Annotated in this window: 14 protein-coding genes; 8 read left to right on the top strand and 6 right to left on the bottom strand. The window is 65.4% G+C overall.

Annotated elements, in window-relative coordinates; translation table 11 throughout:
• Positions 1-23: 23 nt before the first annotated feature.
• The 4 genes from ldcA to queE form a co-directional block, all read right to left on the bottom strand.
• Complete coding sequence (ldcA, locus tag CupriaWKF_RS07750) at positions 24-980, bottom strand: muramoyltetrapeptide carboxypeptidase (protein WP_276100404.1); 957 nt, start codon at positions 978-980, stop codon at positions 24-26.
• A gap of 15 nt (positions 981-995) precedes the next feature.
• On the bottom strand, positions 996-1529 hold the full coding sequence (gene tadA, locus CupriaWKF_RS07745) for a tRNA adenosine(34) deaminase TadA (protein ID WP_276100403.1): 534 nt from the start codon (positions 1527-1529) through the stop codon (positions 996-998).
• Positions 1530-1536: 7 nt separating this feature from the next.
• On the bottom strand, positions 1537-2013 hold the full coding sequence (locus CupriaWKF_RS07740; RefSeq protein WP_276100402.1) for a 6-carboxytetrahydropterin synthase: 477 nt from the start codon (positions 2011-2013) through the stop codon (positions 1537-1539).
• 106 nt (positions 2014-2119) lie between these two features.
• Positions 2120-2755, bottom strand: a complete 636-nt coding sequence (gene queE / locus CupriaWKF_RS07735; RefSeq protein WP_276100401.1) for a 7-carboxy-7-deazaguanine synthase — start codon at positions 2753-2755, stop codon at positions 2120-2122.
• Between the two features lie 419 nt (positions 2756-3174).
• Between queE and CupriaWKF_RS07730 the strand changes: the two genes are divergently transcribed.
• Complete coding sequence (locus CupriaWKF_RS07730; protein ID WP_276100400.1) at positions 3175-4380, top strand: MFS transporter; 1206 nt, start codon at positions 3175-3177, stop codon at positions 4378-4380.
• A gap of 32 nt (positions 4381-4412) precedes the next feature.
• Here CupriaWKF_RS07730 and CupriaWKF_RS07725 read toward each other — a convergent pair whose 3' ends face one another.
• Entirely contained in the window at positions 4413-4919 is a 507-nt protein-coding gene (locus CupriaWKF_RS07725; protein ID WP_276100399.1) for a DUF1993 domain-containing protein, read from the bottom strand.
• Between the two features lie 172 nt (positions 4920-5091).
• On the opposite strand from CupriaWKF_RS07725, the gene CupriaWKF_RS07720 reads away from it, so the two are divergent.
• A complete protein-coding gene (locus CupriaWKF_RS07720) occupies positions 5092-5505 on the top strand; it encodes a hypothetical protein (protein WP_276100398.1) in 414 nt (137 codons plus the stop codon).
• 61 nt (positions 5506-5566) lie between these two features.
• Here CupriaWKF_RS07720 and CupriaWKF_RS07715 read toward each other — a convergent pair whose 3' ends face one another.
• Positions 5567-6493 (bottom strand): LysR family transcriptional regulator, encoded by a 927-nt coding sequence (locus CupriaWKF_RS07715; RefSeq protein WP_276100396.1) that lies wholly within the window; start codon positions 6491-6493, stop codon positions 5567-5569.
• A gap of 103 nt (positions 6494-6596) precedes the next feature.
• Here CupriaWKF_RS07715 and CupriaWKF_RS07710 point away from each other — a divergent pair, with 103 nt between their 5' ends.
• The 6 genes from CupriaWKF_RS07710 to CupriaWKF_RS07685 all read left to right on the top strand — a co-directional run bounded on the left by CupriaWKF_RS07710 (position 6597) and on the right by CupriaWKF_RS07685 (position 13834).
• Positions 6597-8021 (top strand): aldehyde dehydrogenase family protein, encoded by a 1425-nt coding sequence (locus CupriaWKF_RS07710; protein WP_276100395.1) that lies wholly within the window; start codon positions 6597-6599, stop codon positions 8019-8021.
• Between the two features lie 483 nt (positions 8022-8504).
• The gene (badH, locus tag CupriaWKF_RS07705; protein WP_276100393.1) at positions 8505-9272 is read left to right on the top strand and encodes a 2-hydroxycyclohexanecarboxyl-CoA dehydrogenase; all 768 of its coding nucleotides are present in this window, start codon (positions 8505-8507) and stop codon (positions 9270-9272) included.
• Positions 9273-9301: 29 nt separating this feature from the next.
• Positions 9302-10084, top strand: a complete 783-nt coding sequence (gene badI, locus CupriaWKF_RS07700) for a 2-ketocyclohexanecarboxyl-CoA hydrolase (RefSeq protein WP_276100392.1) — start codon at positions 9302-9304, stop codon at positions 10082-10084.
• Positions 10085-10178: 94 nt separating this feature from the next.
• Positions 10179-11330 carry a cyclohexanecarboxyl-CoA dehydrogenase gene (aliB, locus tag CupriaWKF_RS07695; protein WP_276100391.1) on the top strand — a complete coding sequence of 384 codons (1152 nt, stop codon included), beginning with the start codon at positions 10179-10181 and terminating at the stop codon, positions 11328-11330.
• A gap of 48 nt (positions 11331-11378) precedes the next feature.
• A complete protein-coding gene (aliA, locus tag CupriaWKF_RS07690) occupies positions 11379-13022 on the top strand; it encodes a cyclohexanecarboxylate-CoA ligase (RefSeq protein WP_276100390.1) in 1644 nt (547 codons plus the stop codon).
• Between the two features lie 35 nt (positions 13023-13057).
• A complete protein-coding gene (locus tag CupriaWKF_RS07685; RefSeq protein WP_276100389.1) occupies positions 13058-13834 on the top strand; it encodes an enoyl-CoA hydratase in 777 nt (258 codons plus the stop codon).
• Positions 13835-13842: the final 8 nt, after the last annotated feature.

The raw sequence follows: 13842 nt of genomic DNA, 5'->3' as shown, positions 1-13842 counted from the left end.
GGGTGGCGTGAGTCGAAGCGTTCTCAGGGTCGCGCGGAAAGCACGGGGTAACCCGACATGCCCAGCGTGAAGCCTTCCGCACTTGCGCTGAGCTGCGCCCGGGCGCCTACCGGCAGGGTCAGCTTGCGCGCGCAATGGCCGAACGGCAGGCCGGTCAGTACCGGCACCTGCAACCGGTCGCGCAGATAGGCGACCACCGCATCCATGTCGTAGCCGTTGTCGTAGTCCGTCACGCGGTAGTTGGAGAAATCGCCGAGGATGATGGCGCGCTGCGCGCCCAGCACGCCGGCCTGCTGAAGTTGCAACAGCATGCGCTCCACGCGGTACGGCGGCTCGTTGATGTCTTCCAGGAACAGGATGCCGCCTTCTACCTGCGGCATGAACGGCGTGCCCAGCAGGCTGCACAGCATGGCCAGGTTGCCGCCCCACAGCGTGCCCGCGACCGAGCCCGAGAACGGCTGCCCGCCGTCCTGCGGGGCCAGCACCGTCGCCGTGTACGCCGGATTGCGCAGGATGCCTTCGAAGTGCTCCCACATGAACGCATCGACGGTATCGACCCCGAAATCCGCCAGCAGCATCGGGCCCGCAAACGTCACGCCGCCGGTGGCAGCCAGGTAGGCGAGCTGGAATGCCGTGAAGTCGCTGTGGCCGACGATGGGGGTACCGCTGGCGCGCGCCTGCTCGGCGATCCGCGCGAAATCGAGCCGCTCCAGCAGCCGCGCGATGCCGTAGCCGCCACGCACCGCCAGTGTCAGCTCATGCGCAGCGCCGGCACCGATCGCATGCAGGTCCGCCAGCCGCTCGGCATCCGTGCCGCCAAAGCGCAGGTAGCGCCGGGCCAGCACGTCGGGGTTGGTCATGTGGTAGCCGTGCGCCTTGAGCCAGGCACAGCCGCGCGCCGCAATGGCGACATCGTGCGGGTAGCCGGACGACGCGATGAGGCGGACTTCGGTATGCGGCTGGATGCTCGGCGTGCTCATGCGGGCTGGGCTTGGTCAGGGTTGATCGGAATCGGATAGGGTTCGTGCGGCGAGCTGCGCCGCCTTCTGCGCGCGGCGGCGGGCACCGAAGAAGTCCTTGAGCATCTGCCCGCAATCGGCCGCGAGCACGCCGCCCGTGATGGTGGTCTGGTGATTGAGTTGCGCCTGCTCGAACAGGTTCACCACGCTGCCGGCCGCGCCGGTCTTCGGGTCCGCCGCGCCGAACACCACGTGGCGCAGGCGCGCGTGGAGGATGGCGCCGCTGCACATCGCGCACGGTTCCAGCGTCACGTAGAGTTCGCACTCGGGCATGCGGTAATTGCCGAGCACCTGCGCGGCCGCTCGCATGGCCTGCATCTCGGCATGGGCCGACGGATCCATCGACGTGATCGGCAGGTTGTGCCCGCGTGCGATGATGGCATCGTTCCATACCACCACCGCGCCGACCGGCACCTCGCCGGCGGCCTCGGCCAGGCGCGCCTCGTCCATGGCGGCGCGCATGTAGCGCTCGTCGCGCGCCATTTCCTGCGCCGTGCGGGGGTCCGTCATGGCTGCATCAGTCCTGCGCCGGCAGCGCTGCCGTGGCGGTGACCTCGGCCCAGCAGTTGGGGGTTTCGAACAGGACCAGGCGAGTCAGCTGCAGATGGTGGCCGAAGCAGTCCTTGAACACGGGCGCCAGCATGTCGAAGGCGATCTGCGCCAGGTTTTCGACGGTCGGGATCGCGTCCAGCACCACGGTCTTGTGCTCTTCCATCGATTGCAGGAAGTTCAGCAGCGCCGTGTCGCCGCGATAGATCAGGAATGCATGGTCCCACCTGGACACCAGATGCTCCTGCGCCAGCGACTTGATATCGCCGAAATCGAGGATCATGCCGTCGTCCGACGCGCCTTCACGATGCAGCACCTCGCCCGACAGCGTCAGGTCCAGGCGATAGCGGTGGCCGTGGATGTTGCGGCACTGGCCGCAGTGGTTCGGGATGCGGTGGCCGGAATCGAATTCCAGCCGGCGGGTAATGGAAACTTGTTTGCTCATGAGTACGGGCGCTTGCAAGGCGGCCAGCATAGGGTGGACATCGCGCCGGGGTCCGCAGGCTCTATTGTGGCCCACTGTGCGGCCACGCGACAGCCATCCGCGACCATCAGCGGATGCCCAGCAGCTTGTGGGTCTGCAGCGACAGGCGCCAGCGCGGATGCTGCTGGCAGAACGCCACGGCGGCGGCGGTATTTTCGCGGGCCAGCGGGCCGTCCATGGCCTGCACCAGGAAATACTGGAAATCCAGCTGCTCGTATGCGGCGAAGTCCTGCCCGGCCTGTGGAATGACGACCTTCAGCTCGTTGCCCTTCCTGACCACCAGCTCGGAGCCCATCTTGGGGCTCACGCAAACCCAGTCGATGCCCTGCGGAACCTCGATCGTGCCATTGGTTTCGATCGCGATCTCGAAGCCCTGCGCGTGCAATGCGTCGATCAGCGGCGCATTGAGCTGCAGCAGCGGCTCGCCGCCCGTGCATACCACCAGCGGCTTGCCGCCGGCGCCCTGCGGCCATTCGGAAGCGACCGTGGCGGCCAGTTCCCCGGCCGTGCGGTACTTGCCGCCGAGCGTGCCGTCGGTGCCGACGAAATCCGTGTCGCAGAACTGGCATACCGCCGTGGCCCGGTCCTCTTCCCGCCCGCTCCACAGGTTACAGCCGGCAAAGCGGCAGAACACCGCGGCACGGCCGGCGTTGGCGCCTTCGCCCTGCAGCGTATAGAAGATTTCCTTGACGGCGTAAGTCATGCTTTGCGGCGCGCTCCGGTCAGGAACGCAATGGTTTCAGCGGCCAATGGCGGCCGGTCTTTCATGGGTCGGGAGAGCGAGGCCAGGACTCCGTATCAGAGATGGCTTGAGGCAAGGCGCCCTCCGGCAGTGCATCGGAGCGGTGGTCCGCATGGCCTCTCGCAGGCTGTATCCGGCAGCGGCCAGACAACATGGAAGTATACCAGACGCGTCAGGGTTTTCGCTGATATGGCGACCAGACGGCACGTGACGCAAGGGCAGGCATCTTCACCCCGACGTCCCCCGGGACACCGGACTGCTTCATAACGGCCGGCCCCGATATTCTTGCATTTATTTCAAATATCTTCTGTCGATCACCACGTTAATCCGCAAAGGTAATGCAGGCACACTGCCGCCATCCCATCTTCTGGAGGCAGACCATGCCCATTGCCCTGTTAGCGCTGACCATCAGCGCATTCGCCATCGGCACGACGGAATTCGTGATCGTCGGGCTGATCCCGACCATCGCCACCGACCTGCATATCAGCGTGCCGTCGGCCGGCATGCTGGTCAGCCTGTACGCCCTCGGCGTGGCGGTCGGCGCACCCGTGCTCACGGCACTGACCGGCCGCCTGCCGCGCAAGGCGCTGTTGCTGTCGCTGATGGCGCTCTTCACGCTTGGCAACCTGCTCGCCTGGAAGGCGCCGGGCTATGAATCGCTGGTCGTGGCGCGCATCCTGACCGGCCTGGCCCACGGCGTGTTCTTCTCGATCGGCTCGACCATCGCTACCGGCCTGGTGCCGAAGGAAAAGGCGGCCAGCGCCATCGCCATCATGTTCACCGGCCTGACGGTTGCACTGGTGACGGGCGTGCCGCTGGGGACGTTCATCGGCCAGCATTTCGGCTGGCGCGAGACTTTCCTGGCCGTGTCGGGGCTTGGCATGATTGCCTTTCTGGGCAGCCTGCTTTTCGTGCCGTCTTCGATCCGGCACACGCCGCCCGCGTCGCTGCTGCAGCAGGCGCGTGTGCTGGCGGAGCCCCGCTTGTTGCTGGTGTACGCCAAGACTGCGATCGGCTACGGCGGCTCGTTCATCCCGTTTACCTTCCTCGCGCCGATCCTGCAGGATGTGTCGGGCTTCAGCGCCAACGCCGTCGGACTGGTGATGCTGGTCTATGGCGTGTCCGTGGCCGTGGGCAATATCTGGGGCGGCCGCCTGGCCGATCGCCATGGCCCGATTCCCGCCCTGCGGGTGGTCTTCCTGCTGCTCGCGGCCGTGCTGTTCGTGCTGACGTTCACCGCGCCGCACCCGTGGCTGGTCGTGGCCACCGTGCTGGCCTGGGGCGCCGTCGCCTTCGGCAATGTGCCGGGCCTGCAGGTCTATGTGGTCAAGCAGGCAGAGCGCCATACGCCGAACGCGGTCGACGTGGCCTCCGGCCTGAATATCGCGGCCTTCAACCTTGGCATTGCCGGGGCGGCCTGGGCCGGCGGCCTGATCGTCACGCACCTGGGCCTGATGCATACGCCCTGGATCGGTGCGCTCGTCGTGCTGGTGGCGCTGGCCCTGACGGAACTGAGCGGCCGGCTGGACCGCGCCGCCGGCTTCGATGCACGTGGCACGCTGCCCGCCGGCGCCGCGATGCACTGAGCCCCTGCCCCGGCCGGGGCAGGGATAGCGCCTCAGCGCGTGCCGAGGTAATCCATCTTGCCGATCTGCACCCCCTTGTGGCGCAGGATGTCGTAGGCGGTGGTGATGTGGAAGTAGAAGTTCGGCAGCGCAAAGCCCAGCAGGTAGCTCTTGCCGTCGAAGGTCACCGTGCCCTGCCGCAGTTTCAGCTCGATGACCCTCGATTCGCTGCCGTCGAGCTGTTCGGGGCGGATCGACTTCAGGAAGCCCACTGTCTTCGCGATACGCTCTTGCAGTTCAGGAAACGTCGCCTCCGTATCGGCATAGGACGGCACGTCGATACCCGCGAGCCGCGCCGCGCAGCCCTTCGCGGCATCGCTGGCACGCTGCACCTGGGCCGACAGCGGGTCCATGTCGGCGATCAGGCGCGTCTGGATCAGGTCGGCCGGGTCCAGGCCTTGCGCCTGCGCATGCGCCGCCCCTTTTTCCAGGATGGCGGACAGATTGGTCAGGGCGCGGATGAACGCGGGAATCGATACGTCATACATCGAGAGGGCCATATGGTCTCCTGGCATGGGTCGTGTCTGGTTTCGGTATGCGGCGGTCCTGCACCGCCTGCGGCAGCATAAATCGAATCGGCACGTCATGCAGGCGGTCCAATGCGCCGGCCCACCGCGTCGTGCTTTAAGATATCCGGCTACCGCCCCCGCACGGGACCTCCCTCCGCCGCCGATGAACGCGCCCTTCCCGATCCGCACCGAGTGCCCGCCCGGCGCCTGCACCTGCCGCAGGGAAGCATTGCTGGCCGATCCGAACGCCGATATCCGCGTCCTGCGCCTGACTCGCGACGAAGAAAAACGGCTCGTGGCCCGCCTGGAAAGCGTGACGAGCCTGGCGGACCTGCGGCATGTGGGTGACCGCCTGCGGGCGCAACTGGGCATCGTCCTGACCATCACGCCGAGCGCGAACGGCGTGCGCACGCTGCGGGGCATCAACATCCAGCTGGAAGACCAGCCCGGACTATGCCGCAAGACGAAGCAGGCGATTCCCGCAGCAGTCCGGCGGGCAATGGAAGCTACGCCGGAGATTGCCTATGCGCTGCTGGATGAGCAGGACTTGTTGGGTGGAGGCGGACTGGCGGGTTGAAGGGGAAAGCTCGCGCGATTTCCCGTCAGGCCACCCTGGCGCCTGCGCCGGCACCCTCGAATCATCCGGCTTGAACCGCTCGCAACGGCGCTTCAGCCAGGTTCAGTTCATGGACCAGGCTGATGAGAGCGCGCAACCGCGCAGGCACGAAACGATGACCTGAGTAGTAGAGCCTCAGCCCGCCAAACGACGGGCACCACGGCGTCAGCACGGGCACCAGGGCGCCGGTCTTCAACTCTTCCTCGATGAACCATTCGGAGATGAAGCCGATGCCCAGCCCGAGCAGTACCGCCTGCTTGATGGCCGGCATCTCATTGAGCGCGAAGCGCACCGGCACATCCATCCGCAGCTTCTGGCCCTTGCGCTCCAGTTCCCACTGATAGATGCCGCCGTGGGCCATGCGCATGCCGATGCTCTGGTGCCTGAGCAGGTCGCGCGGGTGCCTGGGCGTGCCGCGGCGCTTCAGGTACTCGGGGGTTGCCACCACGAGCATGCGGACGTCGCGCGAGAGCGGCACGGCGATCATGTCCTGGGGCACGGACTCGGCCAGGCGGATACCGGCGTCGAATCCCTCGGCCACCACATCGATCATGCGCGATTCGCTCACGATATCGATCTGCACCTCGGGATAGCGCTGCGCATACACGTTGAAAAGCGGCTCCAGCAGAAGGTATGCCACGCCCTGCGGTGCGTTGATGCGCAGCGTGCCGCTGGGCACGTCGGGGCCCGTAGCGGCCTCTTCGCCCGCGCTCTTGATTTCCGCCAATGCGGGACCGATGCGCTCCACATAGCGTTGGCCCGCGTCAGTGAGGGCAACGCTGCGCGTCGATCGATTGAAGAGACGCACCCTCAGGCGTGCCTCCAGTCCGGCCACTGCGCTGCTCACGGCCGTGGTGGACATGCCCAGTTCCTGCGCCGCGCCACGAAAGCTGTTGCGGCGCGCGATGGCCAGAACGACTTCCAGTTCGGTCATTCCTGTTCGGTGCATGGATTGTCCTGAAATCAGGGATACATCATCAGCAACAAGACGGCTTATCAGAACAATAAACCATACCTAGACTTCGTTGCATCCCTTCCTGGCAGGAGCCGCCATGCAACGCATTGAACACATCTATATCAACGGCGAATTCGTCACGCCACACGGCGACGAATGGTTCGATCTCCACGACCCGAGCACCGAGGAAGTCATCGGTCAGGTGCGGCTGGGCGATGCGCAGGACGCGCGGCGCGCCATCGCGGCGGCCCAGGCTGCGTTCCCCACCTGGTCACGCACCACACGCGAGGAGCGCATTGCGGCCCTGCAGCGCATGCACAGGGCCGTCGCGGCGCGCGAGGATGAACTGATGGAAGCCATCCTTAGGGAGTACGGCGCGCCGTTAGTGCGCGGGCGCTGGATGGCGACGTATCCGGCCGATGTCATTGCCCAGGCGATCGATGCACTGGAGTCCTTCGTGTTCGAGGAACAAGCCGGCGCGGCCAGGGTGATCCAGACGCCGGTGGGGGTCGCGGGTCTGATTACGCCCTGGAACAGCAATGCGGGCTTTATCTGCAACAAGCTGGCTACCGCGCTGGCGGCGGGTTGCACCGCCGTCATCAAGCCCAGCGAGATGAGCGCAATGCAGACGCAGATCGTTGCCCAGGCGCTGCACGAAGCCGGTCTTCCACCCGGGGTGTTCAACATCGTCAATGGCCGCGGCGATGTCGTCGGCGAAGAGATCGCCCACAACCCCGGCGTCGCCAAGATCTCGTTCACGGGCTCGTCCGCAGTGGGTCAGCATCTGGTCACCACTGGAGCAGCCACGATGAAGCGCGTGACGCTGGAGCTGGGCGGCAAGTCGCCCACGGTGGTACTGGAGGACGCGGACTTTGCCGCCATCATGCCGCTGGTACTGCAGGCCGGCTTCCTCAACAGCGGCCAGGCCTGCATTGCGGGCACGCGCATCCTCGTGCCGCGCAGTCGCCTGGCCGAATTCGAGCAAATCGCGAAAGCGGCAGTCTCGCATATTCGATCCGGCGACCCGCGCAATGCCGACACCGATATCGGCCCGATGGTGAGCCGGAAGCAATGGGAGCGGGTGCAGAACTACATCCGCATCGGACAGGAGGAAGGCGCGACGCTGCTGGCGGGAGGTGAAGGCCGGCCCGATGGCTTGCGCGCCGGCTGGTTCGTGAAGCCCACCCTCTTCACCCATGCCAACAACCAGATGCGCATTGCGCGCGAGGAAATCTTCGGCCCCGTGCTGACCATCATCCCCTACGAGGATGAAGCCGACGCGATCGCCATTGCCAACGACACGCGCTACGGCCTGAGCGCCCTGGTGCTGGGCAAGAACCCGGAGCGCTGCGAACGTGTGGCACGCCAGATCGATTCGGGCCGCGTGCTCGTCAACACCTTGGCCCACGAGCCGCGCGCACCATTCGGAGGCTTCAAGCATTCGGGGCTCGGGCGCGAAATGGGTCGCTGGGGCATGAGCGCGTACCTGGAGCCCAAGACCTTGTTGACGAGCGCAAGCTGAGCTTCATGACGGTCTTCGCCTGATGCGTTCGCATGCCGTCGCGTATGTCTTGCCGACGGCCTGACAACGAGGCTTTTTGGGGCCTTTACACCGGGCGCAGGCAGTGCCGCGCCCGGATTTTCCTCTTCATCGGCCCATGGGGGCTACACCCATCCGTGACGACACGCGCCCCCTTCCCCCTTTCTCGGGGACAAGGCCCCGAGGACCGTCCATTGTTGTGTGGCTAGCCCCCTCGCCCCACGACCCACCCCTCTGTTTCTGCGCAACATATTTGCACATCTAAAAAATGAAAAAATCCCATGTGCAAGCACGGCCTCAATTGATGACTCCATAACTAGGGGTATTCCATAGTATTGCCCAGAGACGCCTCCACTTGCGCTTGGATGCCACCCTGCTAATATACGTCAATATATTTACTCATATGAGATGTCATTGAGACGTATGTTGCCCAAACCAGGGCCATCACAAGCAATAGGAGGCACGATGCAGCGATTCGAAGGCAAAACGGTAGTCATCACGGGCGGTGGCGGCGGAATTGGCGGGGCGACTTGCCGCCGCTTCGGCAAGGAAGGCGCGCGCGTCGCGGTGTTCGACCTGAATCTGGAGGCGGCGGAAAAAGTGGCCGCCGAGATCCGGGCCGACGGCGGCCTGGCCGAGGCGTTCCCCTGCGACATCACGGACCGTGCCGCCGTGGATGCCGCCGTCTCCGCGGCCGAGTCGAAGCTCGGGCCGATCGACGTGCTGGTCAACAACGCCGGCTGGGATGTGTTCAAGCCATTCACCAAGACCGAGCCGGCGCAATGGGACAAGCTCATTGCGATCAACCTGACCGGGGCACTGCATATGCATCATGCCGTACTGCCCGGCATGTCGGCACGCAAACAGGGCCGCATCATCAATGTTGCCTCGGACGCCGCACGGGTCGGCTCTTCTGGCGAGGCAGTCTATGCCGCCTGCAAGGGCGGTCTGGTGTCGTTCTCCAAGACCATCGCCCGTGAGCATGCCCGCCACGGGATCACCGTCAACGTGGTCTGCCCGGGCCCGACCGATACGGCGCTGTTTGCCGAATACAAGGAAGGCGCAGGCAACCCCGAGAAATTGATGGAAGCGTTCACCCGTTCCATTCCTCTGGGCCGTATCGGCCAGCCGGATGACCTGCCTGGGGCCGTGCTGTTCTTCGCGAGCGATGACGCCGCCTATGTGACAGGCCAGGTACTGAGCGTGTCGGGCGGCCTGACGATGAACGGCTGATCCCGGCAAACCCAAGAGGAGACTGAGAAATGACCTTCGAAGACATTCTGTACGAGAACCGCAACGGCGTGGCCTGGATCACCATCAACCGCCCGGACAAGATGAACTCGTTCCGCGGCCAGACCTGCGATGAGCTGATCAAGGCCCTGAACAAGGCCGGCTACGACAAGAGCGTAGGCGCCATCGTGCTGGCCGGTGCCGGCGACCGCGCCTTCTGCACGGGTGGCGACCAGTCGGCGCATGACGGCAACTACGACGGCCGCGGCACCATCGGCCTGCCGATGGAAGAACTGCACGACGCCATCCGCAACGTGCCCAAGCCCGTGATTGCGCGCGTGCAAGGCTTCGCGATCGGCGGCGGCAATGTGCTGTGCACGATCTGCGACCTGACCATCTGTTCGGAGAAGGCGATCTTCGGCCAGGTGGGCCCCAAGATGGGATCGGTCGATCCTGGCTATGGCACCGCGTTCCTCGCACGGGTCGTCGGCGAGAAGAAGGCCCGCGAAATCTGGTACATGTGCCGACGCTATTCGGGGCAGGAAGCCGTGGCGATGGGCCTGGCCAATGCATGCGTGCCGCACGACCAGCTGGACGCGGAAGTACAGAAGTGGGGCGAAGAACTCTGCGAGCGCAGCCCCACGGCACTGGCCATCGCCAAGCGCAGCTTCAACATGGACACGGCACACCAGAGCGGCATCGCCGGCATGGGCATGTACGCGCTGAAGCTGTACTACGACACCGAAGAGTCGCGCGAAGGCGTGGCCGCGCTCAAGGAAAAGCGCAAGCCGGAGTTCCGCAAGTACGCGAAGTAAGCGCGGCCACCGATCGATTCTCCTTATGTTGCATGGCGCGCACGCCGGGCGCGCCAGCCCACCCCTTTGCCCTGCTCCCCCCAGGAGACAAGCCATGAACCCCTATCTCAATGAAGACCTCGTAACCCTTGGCGACCACGCCAGGCGCTTCGCAACCGACCGCATCGCGCCGGGTTTCCAGGAGCGCGACGACACTCGCGTGCTCGACCGTACCCTCATGCGCGAGATGGGCGAGATGGGGTTCATCGCCCCGGAATTGCCGGAGGCGTACGGCGGCCAGGGCTTGGGATGCCTTGCCGCCGGCGTTATCCACGAGGAGGTGGCCCGGGCCGACCTGAGCCTCTCCTATATCAACCTGCTGGCTTCGCTCAACGGACAGATCCTTGCGCACCACGGCAAGCCGGACGTCGTACGCCCCTGGCTGACCCGTCTCACGCGCGGCGAAGCCTTGCTGGCCATCGCGCTGACCGAACCGCGCGGCGGCTCGGATGCCGCCAACCTGCGCCTGCGGGTCGAGCGCGTCGGCGACGAATACGTGATCAACGGAGAGAAGACCTCGATCTCCGCGGCCGACCAGGCCGATGCGACAGTGGTCTTCGGACGTACCGGGTCCGTCGAGTCCGCGGCGCACGGCGTCACGGCACTGCTCGTCCCCATGGACCTGCCCGGCATCACGACCAATCGCTTCAACTGCCATGGGCAACGGGCAATCGGCCGTGGCTCTATCTTCTTCGAGAACGTGCGCGTCCCGGTGGACCACCGGCTCGGCGAAGAGAACAAGGGCTTTGTGCAGGTGATGCAGGGCTTCGATTTCTCGCGGGCGCTGATCGGGCTCCAGGTGCTCGCCGTGGCCCGCGTGGCGCTCGAGGAAACCTGGGCCTATGCCGCGGAACGGCAGGCGTTCGGCAAACCCCTGTCCGCCTTCCAGGGCGTCTCCCATCCGCTGGCTGATTTCGACACGCAGGTCGTGGCCGCCCGGCTGCTGTGCCTGCAGGCGCTGTGGCTGAAGGATAAGGGCGCGCCGCACAGCGCCGAGGCCGCCATGTGCAAGTGGTGGGCCCCCAAACTGGCCTACGACGTCGTCCATCAGTGCCTGCTTATGCACGGGCATGGCGGCTATGACCGCGGCCTGATGGAACAGCGCCTGCGCGATGTACTGGGCTTCCAGATCGGCGACGGCACCGCCCAGATCATGAAGACCATCATCGCCCGCGACCGCGCCGGCCGTGGCGCGGTACCGGCCTGATCACGCCTGTTCCTGCTTGCTTCCCATAACGAAAAAAGGAGACATGCCATGGAATTCGACGCCGTCCTGCTGGCGCCGCGCCGCGCCACAAGCATCGCCAGGGGCTACTGGCACGATCGCACGATCAACGGCGATCTGGACGCTTGCATTGCCGCCTGCCCCGACAAGCTCGCCCTGACAGCCGTTCGGGTCGAAACGGGGGAAACCCGGCGCTTCACCTACCGCGAGCTGGGGGCGATGGCCGATCGGATCGCCGTGGGCCTGGCCCGCCTGGGCGTTGGCCGCAATGACGTCGTGGCGATGCAACTGCCGAACTGGTGGCAGTTCAGCCTGCTCTACCTGGCTTGTTCGCGCATCGGTGCGGTGCTCAATCCGCTGATGCATATCTTCCGGGAGCGCGAACTCTCGTTCATGCTCAAGCATTCGGAGGCGAAAGTCCTGGTCGTGCCGAAGGTGTTCCGAGGCTTCGATCACGAGGCAATGGCTCGCTCGCTGCAACCGGGCTTGCCATCCCTGCGGCGCATCATCGTCGTGGGCGGCGGCGGTGCCGATGACTTCGATACCTTGCTCACGAGTCCCGAGTGGGAGCGCGAGCCAGACGCCAAAGCCATCCTGACAAGCCACCGGCCAGGCCCCGACGACATCACGCAGCTGATCTACACCTCGGGCACGACCGGCGAGCCCAAGGGCGTGATGCACTCGGCCAACACCTTGATGGCCAACATCCTGCCGTACGCCGATCGCCTGAGGCTGAGCCGGGACGACGTCATCCTGATGGCGTCGCCCATGGCGCACCAGACCGGCTTCATGTACGGCCTGATGATGCCCATCATGCTGCGGGCCGGCGTGGTCCTGCAGGACACATGGGAGCCGAACAAGGCCATCGAACTCATCCGCGCCGAAGGCGTCAGCTTCACAATGGCCTCGACGCCGTTCCTGACTGACCTCACCAAGACCGTCCAGGAAAGCGGCGGCACGGTGCCAAGCCTGCGCACCTTCCTGTGTGCCGGGGCCCCGATCCCAGGCCCGCTGGTCGAGCAGGCACGGCGGGTACTGGGCACGAAGATCGTCTCGGCGTGGGGCATGACGGAGAACGGCGCGGTCACCCTGATCAGGCTCGATGACGACGACCAGCTCGCTTTCACCACCGATGGCTGCCCGCTCCCCGGCGTGGATTTGCAGGTCATCGATTCCGCCGGGCAGCCGTTGCCGCCCGGCGAGGTTGGCAGGCTTATGGTGCGCTCGTGTTCGAACTTCGGTGGTTACCTGAAGCGGCCGCAACTGAACGGCACGGATGCCGACGGCTGGTTCGACACCGGCGACCTGGCCAGCATGGATGCCAATGGCTACATCCGCATCAGCGGACGCAGCAAGGACGTCATCATCCGAGGTGGCGAGAACATTCCGGTGTTCGAGATCGAGGCGCTGCTCTACAAGCACCCCGCCATCGCGCAAGTCGCAATCGTCGCTTATACCGACCAGCGACTTGGCGAGCGAGCCTGCGCCGTGGTCGTGCCCAAGCCGGGCCAGCATGTCGACTTCGCCGGCATGGTGGAGTTCCTCAAGGCACAGAAGGTGGCGATCCAGTACATCCCTGAGCGGCTGGCGGTGCGCGACGCGATGCCCGCCACCCCCTCAGGAAAGATCCAGAAATTCAGGCTGCGCGAGATGCTGAGCGACGGCACGCTCTGATCAGCCGTCCATCCCGCCGCCAGGAGAGATAAGAAATGGAAGAGCAAGTGGTTCTCGTCGGGCGTACCGGGCGTGTCGGCATCGTCACGCTGAACCGGCCGCAGCAACTCAACGCCCTTAACGACGCCATGATGGACCGGCTCGGCGCAGCATTGCTGGCGCTCGACGCGGACGAAGGCATCGGTGCGATTGTCCTGACCGGCGGTGCGAAGGCCTTCGCCGCCGGCGCCGACATCGCGGCCATGGCCGACTGGTCCTACATGGACGTTTATTGCAGCGACTTCATTACGCGCAACTGGGAGACGATCCGGCGCGTGCGCAAGCCGGTGATCGCCGCGGTCGCGGGCTTCGCGATGGGAGGCGGCTGCGAGCTTGCGCTTGCATGCGACCTGATCGTGGCCGCGCAAAGCGCGAAGTTCGCGCTCCCGGAAATCAAGCTCGCGATGCTGCCTGGCGCCGGCGGCACGCAGCGTCTGCCTCGCGCGATCGGCAAGGCCAAGGCGATGGACATGTGCCTGTCGGCGCGGCAGCTCGATGCGAGCGAGGCCGACCGTTACGGGCTGGTGTCGCGCGTTGTCGCCGACGAGCGGCTGATGGAGGAAACGCTCGCGTTGGCCACCACCATTGCCGGCTATTCCCTGCCGGCTCTGATGGCAATCAAGGAGTCGGTCAACCGGGCCTACGAGGCGTCGCTGAGTGAAGGCATCCTGTTCGAGCGCCGGCACCTGCACGTGCGCTTCGCGAGCGATGACGCGCATGAAGGCATGAATGCCTTCCTCGAAAAGAGAAAGCCGGTGTTTGGCCACCGCTAGACTCAGCC

This window comes from Cupriavidus sp. WKF15, from assembly GCF_029278605.1.
Taxonomy (GTDB): domain Bacteria; phylum Pseudomonadota; class Gammaproteobacteria; order Burkholderiales; family Burkholderiaceae; genus Cupriavidus.
The sequence above is the reverse complement of the archived record's forward strand: the minus strand, read 5'-3'. Positions and strand labels throughout refer to the sequence as shown.

Coding starts and splice junctions, on each gene's coding strand:
- ldcA (WP_276100404.1), bottom strand. CDS start 980: ATGAGCACGCCGAGCATCCAGCCGCATACCGAAGTCCGCCTCATCGCG.
- tadA (WP_276100403.1), bottom strand. CDS start 1,529: ATGACGGACCCCCGCACGGCGCAGGAAATGGCGCGCGACGAGCGCTAC.
- CupriaWKF_RS07740 (WP_276100402.1), bottom strand. CDS start 2,013: ATGAGCAAACAAGTTTCCATTACCCGCCGGCTGGAATTCGATTCCGGC.
- queE (WP_276100401.1), bottom strand. CDS start 2,755: ATGACTTACGCCGTCAAGGAAATCTTCTATACGCTGCAGGGCGAAGGC.
- CupriaWKF_RS07730 (WP_276100400.1), top strand. CDS start 3,175: ATGCCCATTGCCCTGTTAGCGCTGACCATCAGCGCATTCGCCATCGGC.
- CupriaWKF_RS07725 (WP_276100399.1), bottom strand. CDS start 4,919: ATGGCCCTCTCGATGTATGACGTATCGATTCCCGCGTTCATCCGCGCC.
- CupriaWKF_RS07720 (WP_276100398.1), top strand. CDS start 5,092: ATGAACGCGCCCTTCCCGATCCGCACCGAGTGCCCGCCCGGCGCCTGC.
- CupriaWKF_RS07715 (WP_276100396.1), bottom strand. CDS start 6,493: ATGCACCGAACAGGAATGACCGAACTGGAAGTCGTTCTGGCCATCGCG.
- CupriaWKF_RS07710 (WP_276100395.1), top strand. CDS start 6,597: ATGCAACGCATTGAACACATCTATATCAACGGCGAATTCGTCACGCCA.
- badH (WP_276100393.1), top strand. CDS start 8,505: ATGCAGCGATTCGAAGGCAAAACGGTAGTCATCACGGGCGGTGGCGGC.
- badI (WP_276100392.1), top strand. CDS start 9,302: ATGACCTTCGAAGACATTCTGTACGAGAACCGCAACGGCGTGGCCTGG.
- aliB (WP_276100391.1), top strand. CDS start 10,179: ATGAACCCCTATCTCAATGAAGACCTCGTAACCCTTGGCGACCACGCC.
- aliA (WP_276100390.1), top strand. CDS start 11,379: ATGGAATTCGACGCCGTCCTGCTGGCGCCGCGCCGCGCCACAAGCATC.
- CupriaWKF_RS07685 (WP_276100389.1), top strand. CDS start 13,058: ATGGAAGAGCAAGTGGTTCTCGTCGGGCGTACCGGGCGTGTCGGCATC.